This is a genomic window from Pseudactinotalea sp. Z1739 (assembly GCF_049725055.1).
In the GTDB taxonomy this organism is placed as follows: Bacteria; Actinomycetota; Actinomycetes; order Actinomycetales; family Beutenbergiaceae; genus CALKWS01.
In genome coordinates this window covers 99,228-114,823 of record NZ_JBMPQA010000005.1, presented here as the reverse complement: position 1 = coordinate 114,823, position 15,596 = coordinate 99,228, and the positions used below count along the sequence as shown (strand labels likewise).

Annotated in this window: 18 protein-coding genes; 5 read left to right on the top strand and 13 right to left on the bottom strand. The window is 68.4% G+C overall.

From position 1 onward, the window contains the following. Positions 1-128 precede the first annotated feature (128 nt). Positions 129-2,261 (top strand): alpha-glucosidase, encoded by a 2,133-nt coding sequence (locus tag ACO0LV_RS08285; protein WP_424787415.1) that lies wholly within the window; start codon positions 129-131, stop codon positions 2,259-2,261. Between the two features lie 4 nt (positions 2,262-2,265). On the opposite strand, the gene ACO0LV_RS08280 is transcribed toward ACO0LV_RS08285, so the two are convergent. Both ACO0LV_RS08280 and ACO0LV_RS08275 read right to left on the bottom strand, forming a co-directional pair. Then, positions 2,266-2,808 carry a DUF1992 domain-containing protein gene (locus ACO0LV_RS08280; protein WP_424787414.1) on the bottom strand — a complete coding sequence of 181 codons (543 nt, stop codon included), beginning with the start codon at positions 2,806-2,808 and terminating at the stop codon, positions 2,266-2,268. Between the two features lie 87 nt (positions 2,809-2,895). Continuing rightward, positions 2,896-3,486 (bottom strand): GNAT family N-acetyltransferase, encoded by a 591-nt coding sequence (locus ACO0LV_RS08275; protein WP_424787413.1) that lies wholly within the window; start codon positions 3,484-3,486, stop codon positions 2,896-2,898. A gap of 85 nt (positions 3,487-3,571) precedes the next feature. Here ACO0LV_RS08275 and ACO0LV_RS08270 point away from each other — a divergent pair, with 85 nt between their 5' ends. Beyond that, positions 3,572-4,705, top strand: coding sequence for a YihY/virulence factor BrkB family protein (locus ACO0LV_RS08270; RefSeq protein WP_424787412.1), 1,134 nt, complete (start codon positions 3,572-3,574; stop codon positions 4,703-4,705). Positions 4,706-4,871: 166 nt separating this feature from the next. Here ACO0LV_RS08270 and ACO0LV_RS08265 read toward each other — a convergent pair whose 3' ends face one another. Genes ACO0LV_RS08265 through ACO0LV_RS08255 form a run of 3 tightly spaced genes read right to left on the bottom strand, consistent with a single transcriptional unit; the run spans position 4,872 to position 6,852 of the window. After that, complete coding sequence (locus ACO0LV_RS08265) at positions 4,872-5,459, bottom strand: DUF3618 domain-containing protein (RefSeq protein WP_424787411.1); 588 nt, start codon at positions 5,457-5,459, stop codon at positions 4,872-4,874. Then, on the bottom strand, positions 5,456-5,989 hold the full coding sequence (locus ACO0LV_RS08260) for a phage holin family protein (RefSeq protein ID WP_424787410.1): 534 nt from the start codon (positions 5,987-5,989) through the stop codon (positions 5,456-5,458). The genes ACO0LV_RS08265 and ACO0LV_RS08260 overlap by 4 nt, the downstream gene beginning before the upstream one ends. After that, a complete protein-coding gene (locus ACO0LV_RS08255; RefSeq protein WP_424787409.1) occupies positions 5,989-6,852 on the bottom strand; it encodes a hypothetical protein in 864 nt (287 codons plus the stop codon). The genes ACO0LV_RS08260 and ACO0LV_RS08255 overlap by 1 nt, the downstream gene beginning before the upstream one ends. Positions 6,853-7,014: 162 nt before the next feature. On the opposite strand from ACO0LV_RS08255, the gene ACO0LV_RS08250 reads away from it, so the two are divergent. Next, on the top strand, positions 7,015-7,410 hold the full coding sequence (locus tag ACO0LV_RS08250; RefSeq protein WP_424787408.1) for a hypothetical protein: 396 nt from the start codon (positions 7,015-7,017) through the stop codon (positions 7,408-7,410). Between the two features lie 58 nt (positions 7,411-7,468). Here the strand turns inward: ACO0LV_RS08250 and ACO0LV_RS08245 are convergent, their stop codons facing one another. The 3 genes from ACO0LV_RS08245 to ACO0LV_RS08235 form a co-directional block, all read right to left on the bottom strand. Continuing rightward, entirely contained in the window at positions 7,469-7,846 is a 378-nt protein-coding gene (locus ACO0LV_RS08245) for a VOC family protein (RefSeq protein ID WP_424787407.1), read from the bottom strand. Positions 7,847-7,925: 79 nt separating this feature from the next. Beyond that, the gene (locus ACO0LV_RS08240) at positions 7,926-8,945 is read right to left on the bottom strand and encodes an aldo/keto reductase (protein WP_424787406.1); all 1,020 of its coding nucleotides are present in this window, start codon (positions 8,943-8,945) and stop codon (positions 7,926-7,928) included. A 261-nt stretch (positions 8,946-9,206) separates the two neighbouring features. Beyond that, the gene (locus tag ACO0LV_RS08235; RefSeq protein WP_424787405.1) at positions 9,207-9,749 is read right to left on the bottom strand and encodes a PadR family transcriptional regulator; all 543 of its coding nucleotides are present in this window, start codon (positions 9,747-9,749) and stop codon (positions 9,207-9,209) included. Between the two features lie 67 nt (positions 9,750-9,816). Between ACO0LV_RS08235 and ACO0LV_RS08230 the strand changes: the two genes are divergently transcribed. Then, a complete protein-coding gene (locus ACO0LV_RS08230) occupies positions 9,817-10,956 on the top strand; it encodes a serine hydrolase domain-containing protein (RefSeq protein ID WP_424787404.1) in 1,140 nt (379 codons plus the stop codon). A gap of 34 nt (positions 10,957-10,990) precedes the next feature. Here the strand turns inward: ACO0LV_RS08230 and ACO0LV_RS08225 are convergent, their stop codons facing one another. Then, on the bottom strand, positions 10,991-11,437 hold the full coding sequence (locus ACO0LV_RS08225; protein ID WP_424787403.1) for an Lrp/AsnC family transcriptional regulator: 447 nt from the start codon (positions 11,435-11,437) through the stop codon (positions 10,991-10,993). Positions 11,438-11,654: 217 nt separating this feature from the next. Between ACO0LV_RS08225 and ACO0LV_RS08220 the strand changes: the two genes are divergently transcribed. Beyond that, positions 11,655-12,137 carry a hypothetical protein gene (locus ACO0LV_RS08220; RefSeq protein ID WP_424787402.1) on the top strand — a complete coding sequence of 161 codons (483 nt, stop codon included), beginning with the start codon at positions 11,655-11,657 and terminating at the stop codon, positions 12,135-12,137. Positions 12,138-12,310: 173 nt separating this feature from the next. On the opposite strand, the gene ACO0LV_RS08215 is transcribed toward ACO0LV_RS08220, so the two are convergent. The 4 genes from ACO0LV_RS08215 to ACO0LV_RS08200 all read right to left on the bottom strand — a co-directional run bounded on the left by ACO0LV_RS08215 (position 12,311) and on the right by ACO0LV_RS08200 (position 15,228). Then, the gene (locus ACO0LV_RS08215; RefSeq protein WP_424787401.1) at positions 12,311-12,547 is read right to left on the bottom strand and encodes a hypothetical protein; all 237 of its coding nucleotides are present in this window, start codon (positions 12,545-12,547) and stop codon (positions 12,311-12,313) included. Positions 12,548-12,630: 83 nt separating this feature from the next. Beyond that, entirely contained in the window at positions 12,631-13,467 is an 837-nt protein-coding gene (locus ACO0LV_RS08210) for a sigma-70 family RNA polymerase sigma factor (RefSeq protein WP_424787400.1), read from the bottom strand. Positions 13,468-13,591: 124 nt separating this feature from the next. Further along, on the bottom strand, positions 13,592-14,260 hold the full coding sequence (locus ACO0LV_RS08205; protein WP_424787399.1) for a response regulator transcription factor: 669 nt from the start codon (positions 14,258-14,260) through the stop codon (positions 13,592-13,594). After that, the gene (locus ACO0LV_RS08200) at positions 14,257-15,228 is read right to left on the bottom strand and encodes a sensor histidine kinase (RefSeq protein WP_424787398.1); all 972 of its coding nucleotides are present in this window, start codon (positions 15,226-15,228) and stop codon (positions 14,257-14,259) included. Before ACO0LV_RS08200 ends, ACO0LV_RS08205 begins: the two co-directional genes overlap by 4 nt. Between the last annotated feature and the right edge of the window lie 368 nt (positions 15,229-15,596).

Sequence of the window (15,596 nt, the reverse complement as noted above, 5' to 3'; positions counted from 1 at the left end):
AACGGCGACGCTAGGAGACCGCTGTTAAGAACCTGTTAAAGGCCCCGCCGACTAGCACTGCCCTTCCCCGGGCGCCGCGGGTCGAAGTGCGAGAACATCAGCGCGAACCGAACCACGTGGAGGTATCGATGGCCCGACCCGATGGGCAGACCAGGATCAAGGACGTCTACGCCCACCCGGTGGGCCGGGACGCGATCGACAAGGTACTGCTCCAACTCGGACGCTCCCGGCGGTGGGTGACCAACCCGGTGGTGGCGAACCTGCCCCTGGCCGCCGTGGCGCGCCTGGCCCGCCGCAGCGTCGGCCCGGGCTTCGCCGACGCTTTCCTCGCGGTGCTTGCCGACCATCCCGAGCGGTCCGGCACCCCGGACGGGCCGCACGACGCGGCAGTACCCCCGGGCGCGGCGCCGTCTTCCCCCTGGTGGCACTCCGCCGTCTTCTATCAGGTCTATCCCCGCTCCTTCGCCGACTCTGACGGCGATGGCATCGGGGACCTGCGCGGGGTGATCTCCCACCTGGACTACCTGGCGGACCTGGGGGTGGACTGTGTGTGGCTGTCCCCGATCTTCGACTCCCCCAACATGGACATGGGCTATGACGTGCGTGACTACCGCGCGGTGATGGAGGAGATGGGGACCCTGGAGGACCTGGACGAGTTGATCGCGGGCTGTCACCAGCGGGGGATGCGGATCATCCTGGATCTGGTGGTCAACCACACCTCCGATCAGCACGAGTGGTTCCACTCCGCGGTACGGGACCCGGATGGGCCCTACGGCGAGTACTACCACCTGCGTCCGGGCCTCGCGGGTGAGGACGGGTCCGGGCCGCCGCCGAACAACTGGAGGGCGTTCTTCGGGGGCCAGGCCTGGCGGTGGATCCCCGAGGCCGAGCGCTGGGCGTTGCACCTGTTCGCGCCCGGGCAGATGGACCTGAACTGGGACAACCCCGCGGTGCGCCGCGAGGTCGCCGACATCGTGCGCTGGTGGCGCGAACGGGGCATCGACGGCTTCCGGCTCGACGTCATCAACTTGATCTCCAAACGGCCCGGCCTGCCCGACGGCGACGACGGAATCGGGGACCTGATCGGGTTCCCCGGGATCGAGAACTACTTCTACGGCCCCAACCTGCACACCTACCTGCGTGAACTGCGCGCCCACGGGTTCACCCGCTCCCCCGACGAACCCGCACCTGCCTCGACCGCCCGGGCCCGCGACCGCGACGGCCTGATCGGCGACCGGCTGCCCCCTGATCCGGTGGGAGTGATGGTCGGGGAGACCCCGGGAGTGGGGGTGGAGATGGGACGGCTGCTCAGTGCGGCCGGACGCGGTGAACTGGACCTGGTGTTCAACTTCGACGTGCTGGAGAACCCCGGCCGCATCCGCTGGGACGACTACCGCTACGACCTGCGATACCTGAAGACCTACTACCAGGACTACCTGGCCCGGCTCGGTCCCGATGACCACCTGGCCCTGTTCATCGAGAACCACGACAACCCGCGGATGGTCTCCAAGGTGCTCGGGGACAAGGACCACATCCCCCACCTGCGCACCGCGGTGGCCAAGGTGCTGGCCACGATCCAGTTGACGCTGCCCGGCACCCCGTTCATCTTCCAGGGCCAGGAGATCGGGGCGATCAACCAGGACTTCACCTCGGTGATCGACCTGCGGGACGTGGAGTCACGCGACCGCTTCGCGCAGTTGCGGGAGGAGGGGCGCACCGAGGCCCAGGCTCTGGCCGAGGTGCTGCCCGGGGCGCGGGACCACTCCCGGGTGCCGATGCGCTGGCAACCGGGAGAGACCACCGGGTTCAGCACTGGTGATGCGTGGCAACCCGGGGTGGAGGACTCCCGCGGGTTCACCGTGCTGGAGCAGGACGGCGAACCCGCCTCGGTGCTGAACTTCTACCGGAACCTGATCCGGTTGCGCCGGGCTCATCCGGCCCTGACCGAGGGCGACGTGCACTTCTGCGCTCCCCGGTCCCGCCACTACTTCGGGTGGCTGCGCACCGGCCCCGACGGTGAGGTGTGGTTGGTGGAGGTGAACCTGACCGGGCGGCCCATCCGGCGCCCCCGCCAGGTGCTCGGCGACCGGCTCGATGCCCTGCTGCGCCGGGCGGGTACGGGCGGCGCGGGCGGCGCAGGCGCGGGCGGCGCGGGTGAGTTGGCGGTGGTGCTCGGCACCACCGCCACCCGGGGGAAGGTGATGGCTCCCTACCAGGTGGTCATCGCCGGGGTGGGCGCCACTCCCGGCGTGCCCCACTGAGCGCTCAGGCACGGCGTTCGCCTCGAAGTCTCCGGCGCCACCAGGAGGCACGGCGCGGCTGTGGCACCTCGGCTGGTTCGTCCCCGGGTGCACCGCCCTGCCCACCCGAGGCTGCGTCGTCGTCGGGCGTTACCGGGGCCGGCCGGCTACGGGCGGTGCGCCACCCGGTCACGACCTCCTCGACGTCGGCGCGCCCGACCGGCAGCACCGGTCCGCTGGGGGCGCGGACCCATTCCGCTACCCGCCGATTGAGTTCGTGAACCGCCGCGCGGACCGACTCCTCATCCGGGAGGTCCCGCACCACCTCGGGCAACTCCGCGATCTCCTTGCGCAACTGCAGAGCGGGGGGCAGGAGGACGTGGGCCGGGACCTCTTCCTCGCGGATCTTCTGGTGCACCCACCAGTCCTCATGCACCGGTTTGTCCAGGCCGGGCAGGGGCTTGCCGGCACCGGGCAGGTTGTCGAACTCGCCCCGCTCCCGGGCCTCGTGGATGAGCCGGTCCACCCAGGTGTGGATCGGCACGCCGCCTGGAATGCGCTGGGTCATCGCCTGCCAGTGTGCCTGCCGGCGGGCGCGTCGGTCCAGCATGTCTCGCTGCTGTTCCGCCTGCCGGTGCCGTGGTACGGCCAGCTCCTAGGCCACCGGTGCATCCGTCGCCGTACCACTGGGCCTGACGACGGCGTAGAGCACCATGTCCCGGCGCCGACCTGCGATCTCCTGGTGGCTGCGGAGCAGACCCTCGCGCAGGTAGCCGGCGGCCTCGGCGGTGCGGATCGAGGCGTGATTGTCGGGTTCGATGTACAACGCGATCCGGAACAGCCCCGGCACGGTCCAGGCGAAGTGCGTCAGCGCGGTGAGCGCGTCCACGGCCAGGCCCTGTCCGCGGGCGAAGGGGGCGAGGGCGTACCCGGCGCTGGCGCGCCCTGCTCCGAACTCCCTCAGCCACAGGCCGCAATGACCGACTGCGCGACCGGTTGCGGCGACGGCGATCGTGAAGGAGAAGCCGCTCCCCTCCGCGTGGCGGCATTGCTGGCGACGTACCCAGGCACGCGCCTGGGATGGGGTGGCACGGGCGGGCAGGGAGCCGGTGGCGGGAACATAGGGATCGGTCGAAAGCTCCCGCGCCATCGTCACGTCCTGCTCGGTCACTGCGCGCAGCAGCACTCGCCCGTGCCTGGGCGGGGTGTCCGGCCACGGGGGCAGTGGCGGGGAGTTGGTGCTCACCGTCCGGAGGTTACCGGCAGCGGTCAGCATGCCCCGGGGCCGCGTTCAGGTGGCCGACTCGACCAAAGTGCATGACGCTTCTGCCATGAGCACGAAAAAGACAGCGCGCACCGGGGACCGGAACCCCGAAGGTCCCACGGACCTGAAGGCGCCTACGTGGAAGTACACCCTGAAGCGGGCCGCCGCGGAATTCACCCGCGACCAGCTCGTCGACCGGGCCGCCGCCCTGACCTACTTCGCGGTGCTGTCGATGTTCCCGGCGCTGGTGGTGCTGGTCTCCCTGCTCGGCGTGCTCGGCCAGGGGGAGGCCACCACGAATGCGATCTTGAACATGCTGACCGAGTACCTGCCCGAGGACACCGCCGACCAACTGCGCGGACCGATCAGTTCGATCACGGAGAGCCAGGGTGCCGGGCTGGGTCTGGTGCTCGGTATCCTCACCGCGCTGTGGACCGCGTCGAACTACGTCAACGCCTTCAGCCGGGCGATGAATGCGGTCTATGAGGTCGCCGAGGGGCGTCCGATCTGGAAGCTGCGCCCGCTGATGTACCTGCTGACCGCAGTGCTGATCATCCTGGTCGCGATCGCGGCGCTGATCCTGGTGGTCAGCGGCCCGGTTGCCCGCTGGGTCGGGGATCTGGTGGGCCTGGGTGAGACGGCGGTGCTGGTGTGGAACATCGCGAAATGGCCGGTGCTGGTCCTGATCGTGATGCTGGTGCTCGCGCTGCTGTACTACATGACCCCGAACGTGAAGATGAAGAGACTGCGCTGGGTCAGCCCCGGGGCGCTCCTGGCGATCGTGGCGGCCGCCGTGGCTACCGCGGGCCTCGGCTTCTATGTGGCCAACTTCGGCTCCTACAACGCCACCTACGGCGCGCTGGCCGGAGTCATCATCTTCCTGCTGTGGCTGTGGATCATGAATCTGGCCATCCTCTTCGGCGCTGAGTTCGACGCCGAACTCGAACGCGGCCGCGAACTGCAGAGCGACATGCCGGCCGAGGAACACATCCAACTGCCGCCCCGCGACGACACCCAGATCGTGAAGAAGAAGGACAAGCGGGCGGACCTGGTCGAGGAGGCGGGCACGATCCGCCGTAGCGCGGGTAGAAAAGGCGAGGGCCGTGGCGAGGGCGGTGGCGAGGGTCGCGCCGGCGGCCGGGGTGGCAGCAGCCGCCGGGGCGGCCGCACCCGCCGAGGCCGCACCCGCCGCACACGGTAGGACGACGCAATAGCCCGCCCGACGGCGTCGCCGCCTGCCCGACGACGCACCTGCCCGGCCCCACGGGTTCACGTCAGGAGATGGTCACCGCTGCCGCCCCACACACAGACGAAGGTCCCCGGCGTACGTGCCGGGGACCTTCGTCCGTGGGAGAGGCCGACTGGGTTCAGTTGCTCTCGCGCACGTTCTGGGCCGAGTCCTCGGCCTGTGACCGAACGTCCTGAGCGGCGTCCGTGCCTTCCTCGCGCACATGCTGCGCGCCTTCGGTGGCGGTGTCCCTGACCTCCTGCACCGCCTGCTCGGCGGGCTCGCGCAGGTGCTCGGCACTCTCGCTTGCCATCGACTTGACCTCCTCGGTCGCGTGGCTGACCGCGTCACTGGACTTGGCCTGCTCCACGAGTTCACGTTCCTTGCGGGAGGAGGGGATCAGCCCGGCGACCAGCAATCCTGCGCCGAAGGCGACCAGGCCGGCAGCCAAGGGGTTGCCCTCAGCCCTCTCCTTCACCCGGTGCGGGGCTTCGCGTGCCATGTCACCGGCTCGGGAGGTCTGGGCACCGATCGAGTCCGAGGCGTCCTCGGCGGCCCCGAAGACCTTGTCCTTGGCCCCGGCGACGGCGTCACGGACCTTCTCCCCCTGACGGTGGGCGATGTTCCGGGGGCTGGTCTTGTCGGTGAGCGCGTCGACGTCCCGGCTGAGGTCAGCCCGGGTGCGTTCGACGTCTCGACGGATCTCATCTGGGTCTCTGGTACTCATCGGTGTTCCTGTCCTTTCACGGCGTCCGGGATCTTCTTGACGGTCCGGGTGGTCTGGGGAATGCCCTCGATCTCCTTGATCTCCTTGCGGCCGGTGACGGCCAAGATTGCGGCGATGATCGCCCAGAGGACGGCGACGATCAGGCCGGACCAGCCCAGTGCGGGCCAGTCCGCTCCGTCCGCGCTGAGCAGCACGCCGAGCGCCCACCACAGGGCGAGCGAAGCGAAAAGCAGCACGAAGTGCCCGGCCACGGCCGCGCCACCGAACAGTCCGGCTCCCTTCCCGGCCTTGCTGACGCTCTCGGTGATCTCGGCCTTGGCCAACTCCACCTCCTGGCGCACCAGGGTGGAGAAGTCAGCGGTGAGGTTGCCCAGCAACTCCCCGACCGTGGCGTCCTCGGGGCGGGACGTCGAGGAGGCCTCGGGGTGACCGGCTGCGGCGCCGTGGGGCGTGCCGGCGTCCCCCGCTGGTCCTGTCTGCGACCTGGGCCCGACCGCGGGGTCGGGTCTGTGTTCCGACGGGGTGGCCATCAGGTGGCCCTTCCCTCGTCATACGGCCCGCTGTGCTGGCCGCCGGAGGGGCGCGGCGGCGCGGGCGGAATGGTGGGGGGCGGGACCCTGTCTGCGGTGCGCGGTCGGGGCGGCACCGGGGGTGGGGTCGCGGCCGGTACTGGCGGCGGGGCCGCTGCCGGCACCGGCGCTGCCGCGCCGGACGTGCCCCCTCCCGTCACTGCGGCCGGTGCGTACGCCGGTGAAGCGCCACTGCCCGCGGCGTGATCACCGCCGTCGTCCTGCCCGGCATCCTTGAGACTGCGCGCGATCCTTCCGGCCGCCAGGCCCAACCCTGCGGCGACGAGCACGAACATGCCCGGACGACGACGGGCGTAACGCTTGACCTCCTCCAGTACCGCCGAAGGGTCGCGACCTTCCAACCAGCGCCCGGCGTCGCCGGCGGTTTCCGAGGCCCACCGCACGAGGGTCGCGGCGGTACCGTCCTGCTCGGCTCCATCGGCCATCTGGCGCGCTTGGGAGGAGAACCCTTGAAGTCCGTTCGTGAACCGCTCCAACTGGGTCCCGGCCTGTTCGTTCAGTTCGGTCGACGTCTGCCGCAGCAGATCCATCGCCTGGCGCTTGGCCTCCCCGACGGTTTGTCTGGCCTCGTCCGCGGCGGTCTCGGCCACGTGCGCGGCCTGTGCTTGAGCGTTCTGAGCGGTCTTGGATGCCTCGCGCTTGGCTGTATCCGCCCTGCTGTCAGCGGATGCGCCGCCGGAGTCGTGCGACCCGGTCGCCGCAATCGGCTCGGACGTCTGGGGCATGGGATCACCGACTGGGTCGGTGACGCCCCCGCCTGAGACTGTGGGGCCCTGGGGTGGGCGGTTGATGTCCTCAGTCATCGATTCGGTCCTTCCGGTTCTGATCCGTCTCGACGCCCGGATGGTTCGAGGGAGGAGATCAGTGTGCGCGGGCCTGGGCGATTGCGCGCGCTCAACCTCGAAATAGGCTTCTCGACGCGGGATGCGGGGTGCTCAACACCCGGATCCGCTACCTTGCTGGCCATGGACCATCAGGAGTACTCGGACCTCACGCAGCAAGCCAACGCAGCCTTCGAGGAGGGCCGGGCGCAGGAGGCTGCCGAGATACTCCGACGCCTGATCAGCAGCGCCACCCTGCCGCAGGTCGATCGGTCGATGATGGCGGTCAACCTCGCCACCGTGCTGCAGAAATCGGGCGCCGATGCCCGGCAGGTCGAAGCGGCCTACGACCAGGGCATCGCGTTGGAGCAGCGGGTCTATCGCAGTTTCGTCCGTGAGCACAAGGCGTCCTGGCTGAACGAGAACGGGCGTCCGGGGGAGGCGGCGATGATCTACCGGCAACTCCTGGCCGAGCACTGGCCCAGCAGCAGCGAGCGCCTGCGCTTCCAGCACAACCTGACCCTCGTGACGAGTCCGTGACGCGATCGCTGACACCGCGCCGGCGAGGGCCCGACGTGGTCAGTTCCTCGGTCCGTCGTCACGAAGTCGCGGGCCCGGCGACCTGCCAGAGTTGGACGGGGTTTCCCTCGGGGTCGTGCAGCGAGGCGAACCGTCCGTTCGGATAGGGCTCGGGGTCGACGGAAACGTCGATCCCGGCGCCACGGAGTCGTTCGATCATGCCGTCGAGGTCGTCCACCCGTAGGTTCAGCCCCCACCCGGACGGGCCCAGGTGGTCGTTCGGCCCGTCACCACCGAACGGGGCGAACACGGTCGGTCCGGCTGCCTGGTTCCACGCCGGCGCGTCGTAAGAGGCCGGTGGCCGAAGCACGTCGAGGTGCTCGGCGTACCAGGCGCTGAGCCGGTCCGGGTCCCGAGCGCGGAAGAAGAACCCTCCGATTCCGATCACGCGTGCCATGGTCTACTCCCTTCGTCCGGGCAGAGTATCGCCCCGGGATGGTTGCCTCCCCGGGACGAGGTTGGGGCTGTCGCGACCTTCAGCGGCGCTCCGGGGAGTCGGCGAGCAACTCGGTGATCTGCGCAGCGACGGGCGCCGGGAGCGGCCCCAGCTCGAGGGTGGTGGCGTTCTCCTGGGCCTGCTCGGGAGTGCGGATTCCGGGCAGCGGGATGATCGCCTCATCCAGGGCCCACAGGTAGCCGAGGGCGCCCTGGACCAGACTGCGCCCCCCGGTGGTGAGGAGTTCACGGACGCGGTCCAGGCGTTCCAGCCAGGCCTGCATCTCATCCTCATCGAAGTACGACCACCAGGGGGTATCGAGCCGGACGTCGCCCGGGCCGGGACGGCGGTCCGGCGCGTAGCGGCCACTGAGCAGACCCATCGCGAGCGGTGATCGGGCAAGGATGGCGAGCCCGTGGACGCGGGCGACGTCAAGGACAGCGGAGGACCACCCGAACACGTTGACCTGCGTCTGCACGGCTACGCAATGCCGCGACGACGCGAAGGCCTCGACGATCTCCGGCGCGTCCTGGCTGGTGCCGAACCACCGGATCTTCCCGGCATCGATCAGTTCCTCGCAGGTGGCGACGACGTCTTCGGCCTCGGCGACGCTCCGGGCGCCGCCATGGAGTTGATAGAGGCCGATGGGCTCGATGCCCAGCCGTCGCAGGCTCGCCTCGCACTGGGTGCGGATGCTGGCCGCGGAGACGTCGTGTCCGCGGTCGGTGCGGGTGGGCTCGTCGAACAGGTGGCCGAACTTCGTGGCGACGACGACGTGATCCCGGGCGTCCGGGTTCAGTTCCGCCAGGGCCCGGCCCAGGACGCGTTCGCTGTGCCCGGTCCCGTAGATCGCCGCGGTGTCGATCAGGGTGATTCCGTGGTCGAAGGCGGTGCGCAGGGCGCGCAGGCTCACCTCGTCGTCGGCCGGTCCCCAACCCGCATCGCGGCCGTCGACGGTGAATGGGCCACCCATGGCCCAGGTCCCGGCGCCGAGCGCGGAGACCTCGGGACCTTCGCGGCCGAGTCTGCGTGGGGGTGTGCGGGTGATGTTCGTGGTCATGGGATCACTCCTTCCGGACTTCGTGTCATCACTGTGCTCCCTGGAGTGCACTCCAGGTCAAGACTCGCACGAACCCAGGCAATCGTTAACGACAGACCCGAGCAGCGACGGGCCGCTCCCGGAAGGGCATCGAGCCTGAGCGCTGGCTGCGATGACGACGCCATCACACAGTCGCAGGCACGCCGTCAGGTCGCCGCGATGACCGGCGCCGTCGCCAATGCCATCTCCACGCGCATCACGCCGTCATCCGCACTATCCGCCTCACTGGCCGGATGCGGCGCCGTCCCGCTGCGCCAACGCCTCGAACCACGCCACCGCATGGCGACCCATGGTGATCCCGTAGTCCAGCGTGGCGCGCTGGTAGGCGAACACATCGCTGAGCTCCGCAGGCACCTCCATGGCGTCCAGGCGCTCCTCCAACTTGGTGAACTCGGCGAGATCTGCGGCGGCTCGCTTCTGCATTCTGCGCAACACGGGCACGCGGTCCCCCGGTTCCAACAGACCCAGAAAGAACAGCCGGGGCAGCGCCGCCAGTTCCAACTGAGGCCCGGTGATCTCCCCTGTCATCCACTCGTGGAACTCCTGCCGGCCCGCCTTGGTGGTGCGGTAGGTCTTCTTACCCCGACCGCCGGGTTCCACGCTGGCGACCTCGATCAGGCCCTTGCTCAGGAGGCTGTCCAAAGCCCTTTTGATGCTGCCGGAACTCGCGCTGTAGACGAGGGAGACGCCCACCTCGACGTTCTTGATCAACTCGTACAGGCTCTGCGGACGCAGGAGCAGGAGCCCAAGGATCACGTGTGCCATCGGACAAGTCTATTCTATTGACCCTCATAGACATGTCTAGTAGACAGGTTCCAACGAAAGGACCTCGATGCGAACGCCACGGCGCACCTTCCTCGCACCCGACAACCGCGTCAGCGCTGACGTCGATGCCGGCCTGAAGTACCTGGTGCGCACCCTCAGCGCCAGGTCCGGGCTGCACCACGTCAACCTGGCCATCGCCGGCGATGATGGGCGGTCCTGGTCAGGTGCTGCCTTACCGACCGACGACGAACTGCAGATCCGCCCCTCCACACCGTTCTTCATCGCCTCGATCACCAAGCGGTTCATCATCACGCTACTGCTGCAGGCCTACGAACGCGACGAAATCGACCTGGACGCACCCATCACCGCCTACCTGCCCGATTCGGTCACCACCGGGCTGCACGTGCGCGGCGGAGGGGACCGCTCGGGCGAGATCACCGTGCGCCACCTCGCCAGCCACACCTCCGGCCTGCCGGACTTCTTCGAACGACGACGCGGGGCACCGAGCCTGTTCAAGCAACTGCGCGCGGGCAAGGACACCTCCTGGGACTTCGACGACGTCCTCGACATCACCCGCAACCAGCAACGCCCGCACTTCGATCCGCAGGACCTGGGTGCGCCCCGACAGCGGGCCCGGTACTCCGACACCGGGTTCCAGTTACTGATCCGCATCCTGGAGTCGGTGACCGCCCGCTCCTTCCCCGATCTGCTCACCGAGCGCATCACCGTCCCGCTCGGCCTGGACCGGACCTGGCATCCCGCCGGTCGGCCCGCGGCACCGGACCTGCCGGCCCCGGCGCCGCTGCATGCCCGGCGCCGCCGGGTGACCGTTGACGGCGTCATAGCCTCCAGCAACGACCTGATCAGCACCACCGGCGACCTGCTCGCGTTCGAACGGGCACTGGTGGCTGGTCATCCGTTCCGGGATCCCGGCACCCCGAACCTGCTCACCGAACGCGCCAACCGGCTGCGCAACGCACCGGGCCTTCGCTACGGGCTGGGCACGATGATCTTCACGGTGAACCGGCTCATGTCACCCTCGCGCGCTCCGGTCACCCTCGTGGGACACTCAGGTTCGACCGGCACCTGGCTGTTCACCTGCCCCGAACTCGGGGTGCACCTGGCCGGCACGGTGGACCAGACGCAGGCGAACGCACTCCCCTTCCACATCATGGCCCGGTGCCTACGGATCTGGGCGCGCGCCTGAGTGGTGCCAGCCGGCAGCCTCGAGGCACGCGGCGCTACGGCGACGGGGCCGGCCCAGCTGCCTCTCGGAGAGCGAGCCGGGTCTGTGTCTGGGCAGCTCCGGCGTCCTTCTTCAGCAGTCTGAGCAGACGGTCGAGCGCTGCGGTGTCTCTGGCGCGCACGCGCAGCAGGTAGTCGTAGGGGCCGGTGACGTGCACCGCGTCGATGATCTGGTGAACTCCGACCGCCCAAGCGAGAAACTCTTCTGAATCACGGTCCGGATGCAGGCGCACATCGATGAACGCCTCCAGCCCAGTGGCGCTCTCGGGGACGTCGGAGCCCAGCACCGCTCGATAACCCACGATGACACCGCTGTTCTCCAGGCGTCGGACCCTGACCGCGACAGCATTGGTACTCAAGCCGACCTGTCGCCCGATCGCACTGAACGAAGCGCGGCCATCCACGCAAAGAATGCTGATGATCTGCTCGTTGAGACGGTCCACATGGCGAATTATCTCACGGTGGGGCACCTTCGTGCAGTTACCTCGTCCGGTAGCCCTGACACTCGTCGGCATGGAGTTCATCGCCGTGTTCGGGGCCGGCCTGGTCGCCGGGCTGGCTCTGGCGGTCCCTCTCGGAGCCATCGGAGTCCTACTGATCCACGAGGGAACTCTCCGGGGGTGGGCCGGCGGTGCACCCGCAGCTCTCGCGGTCGCAACCGTGGACCTGCTCTACTGCACTACCGCTGTAGCGGCAGGTGCAGCTTTCGCGCCGGTGATCGCGACCTGGGCTCCGTGGCCGGGAATCACCGGTGGCACAGCCCTGGTCGCGCTCGCCGCCTGGAACCTGGTCCGGACGAGACGCTCGATCCTCGAGGCCAGGCCGAGCGATGACGCCAGCCACACGCGGTCCAGCCACCGCTACCTGCTGTTCCTCGGCCTGACGGCGATCAACCCTGCGACCCTGGTCTACTTCGCGGCGATCGTGACCGGCCTATCGACACTCTCGACCTCCACTGTCGCTGCCGGACTGTTCGTGGCGGGGGTCGCGCTGGCATCACTGAGTTGGCAGCTTCTGTTGGTGCTCGCTGGAGCCATCCTGCGCCGGCGGACCGGTGCACGGTTTCGACACCTGACAACGCTGATCGGAAACGGCGTTGTGGGCATACTCGGCGTACTGATGATCACGGGCGTGATCTTCTGAGCCGGCCGGGTTCCCGGTGTTTGCATCCGGGCCAGCAGCATGGTCGGCGTTCACCGTTCTGCAACTTGTCCACGGCGACGCGGGATGCGGCGCTGACGAGTGGTCTCTTGCTTGGCGTCCTCGACCCGGGGTCATGGGACTCTCGCCTCCGTACGCACGTCATGGCGGGGTTCTCAGTTCCTGGGAAGGTCGGCGAAGGTGTGCTGCACATCGCGATACCAATCGAGCGACTTCTTCGGATGGCGCCAGCGGCCTTTCATGGCGTCACGGGCCGGCTGGTGGGAGGCATCGCCGGCCTTCACCGCTTCCCTGAGGTGGCGGTCGTGGGATTTGATCACGTGGTCGGCAGTTTCGCCAGTGTGTTCGAGGCCGCAGGGCCCTCCCAGTTGGTGGCAGGTCATCGTCTTCATGGTCGTTTCCCTCTGGTGGTAGTGGTGATGGTGAGTCCTACATCGTGGTGACGAGCAGGAACCGGCGAGTGTGACCGCCGAGGTCAGGAGCGTCGTTCTGGGCCCTCGCGGCGCGACACCCGGGCCAGCACGTCGGGCTCCGCGCGGAAGGTGATCGTGCTGACCACCCCGTTGCGCAGCGTGAAATCGAAGACGACCTTCGCCTCTCCTCGGTGGAACCAGGCCGCAGCAGGCCGGTCATCGATGTAGACCGGCAGCGCAGCGTGCGCGCTGCCGTTGAAGAACGTCGCCACCTCGTGACGGCCCTCGATCCGCTCCGGCGTGCCGACGAGGACCGCGGCGGCATCGGCACTGACCACGGCCTCAGGGGCAAGAAGCCGTATCAGCCGCTCGAACTCCCCGTTACGCGCTGCTGCCATGAACGCGTCAACGACCTCCCAGTTGGACGCCTGGTCCTGGGACGAGGGCTGGCGCACCTTCGCGCGGGCCCGGGAGGCCAGTTTGCGGGCCGCCACCGGTGTGGTCTCGAGCATGGCGGCAACTGTGGAGAACTCGAAACCGAAACTGTCATGCAGCACGAACGCCACCCGCTCCTGCGGCGAGAGCCGATCCAGTACCACCTGCAGGGCGACGCCGACCGTGTCAGCCAGGGAGACTTCCTCCGCGACATCGGGCGCGAGGCTGCTTGGTTCTATCTCCTCCACCGGCACCGGCGTCCTGGAGCGAAGCCGGTCCAGGCACAGGCGGGTGGTCACCGTCGTCAACCACGCCGGGAGGCAGTCGATGTCTGTGTCGGAACGTTCCAACCGCAGCCACCCCTGCTGCACCACATCCTCGGCCTCGGCGTGATCGTTCAGCACACCGGTTGCCAGGCGAACTAATCGAGGCCGCTCCCGCTCAAAGACCTCCGTCTGATTCACACCGATCGCCCTTCCTTCCGTAGCCGTTACCGGAATGACGCACCGGCCGTCACGAATGTGACCCGATGACCGACCATCAGCCGCGGACCCGTCGGATCCGGCCGAACAGCCACACCATAGATCGTCAGTTGGTGTCTCCTGGCTGGATGAGCCCGGTCTCGTAGGCGAGGACGATGAGTTGCGCACGGTCGCGTAGGTCGAGCTTGGTGAGGAGGTGACCGATGTGGGTCTTGATGGTGGCCCGCCCCAGGTAGAGCTTCTCGGCGATCTCTTGGTTGTTGTGGCCGCGGGCGATGAGCCGGAACACGTCCAACTCCCGTTCGGTGAGGGTCTCGAACTGGGGCGGGACGCCGCTGGTCGGCGGTTGCCTCGTCACGAACTCCTCGATCAGCCTTCGGGTGATGGCCGGCGCGAGCAGGGCGTCGCCCTCGGCCACGATGCGGACCGCTTCGATGAGTTGTCGACGGGGGGCGTCTTTGAGGATGAACCCGCTGGCACCGGCTTTCATCGCCATATAGACGTATTCGTTGAGGTCGAACGTGGTGAGGACCAACACCTTCGGCGTGCCCTGGTGGGGGCTGCCGAGGATTCGCCGACTGGCTTCGAGGCCGTCCATCTCGGGCATGCGGATGTCCATCAGGACCACATCGGGCGCGAGCAGCCGTGCCTGTCTGACCGCTTCGGCTCCGGTGGCTGCTTCTCCCACTACTTCGATGTCCTCCTGGGCGTCGAGGATCATCCGCAATCCCTCACGGACGAGGGTCTGGTCGTCGGCCAGGAGCACGCGGATCATCCGTCTGAACTCGTGGGTAGGACTGCGCGTACTGAGAAACCTTCTGCGATCGGCCCGGCCTCGAAGGACCCCCCGTACGAGGCGACCCGTTCACGCATGCCGACTACGCCATGACCATGTGAGCCGAGTTCACCGTCTCCGGTGGTGGCGGTGCCGTTGTCGGTGACCAGGAGTTCGAGTTGATCCGGTCCGTACCTGATATCAACCTTCGCCTGGGTGGCCCGAGCATGCCGGCGGGTGTTGGTGAGAGCCTCCTGGACGATTCGATAGGCAGAGAGTTCGACGCCGGCACCTACCGGGCGCTCCTCGCCTCGGACGGTGAGCGTGACGTCGAGTCCGGTGTCGGTGACCTGCGCCACCAAGGCCGGCAGATCTGCCATCGAAGGCTGGGGACCGGTGGTCGGACCGTCGGCTTCCTGGCGAAGAACACCCAGCAGATGACGGAGTTCGGTGAGCGCCTCTCGGCCGCTGGTCTGGATCTGTGCGAGAGCCTTCTCCGCCAGGTCGGGGCGCGTCGTCAGGATCTCCTCGGCTGCTTCGGCCTGCACCACCATCACACCCACCCCGTGAGCGACCACGTCGTGCAGTTCGCGAGCGATCCGGGTCCGCTCCTCGGCTGCTGCGAGGCGGGCTTCCTGCTCACGCTCGCGCTCCAGGCGCAGGCTCAACTCGCGAAGCGTCCGGTTCCGTTCGTCCCGGCGGCGAACCGCGCGCCCCAGCAGCCAGGCACCGCCGAAGTAGAACAGCGGGTACATCCAGTCGTTGGCCACCCCTGGCTGATCGTCGGTGAGCGCCTGCACCGTCACCGCCACCGCGGTGACCAACGCTCCGGCCACCGCCCTGACCAGGTTGCCGTAGGCGGCGACCGCGTAAACGGCCAGGATCAGAGCGAGAAAGCTGGTGAAGGTCACCACTGGGCCGACCGCGAGGCCCCACAACGTGACCGATGCGGCGATGACTCCGATCACCCGTCAGCGGATGGCGACGACGCCAGCCGAGCGGGAGCACTGTGGCCACCGTGAACGCCCCCATGAGGAGCGGGGACGTATCGGTGAACGCTCCCGATTCGGCCACGTTGGGATCAACTTGACTGAGAAGAAGGAGGGCGGCCACCGGGAGCCAGTCGACCCAGAGATGATCGACCCGCCTCAACGCATCCAGGAGCCTGCGGAACTGGTCCACAAGGTGAATGTATCCCGCCGGTCGGTCTCCGGCCTCCCCCTGACGGTTGAACCCACTCCACCGGAGGCGGGACATCAAACCTCCCTGGAGGTGAGGAAACCCGTACTGCTCTGTCTATACGTTGCGACCAGGCGACCACCACCGGGTCGCCGCC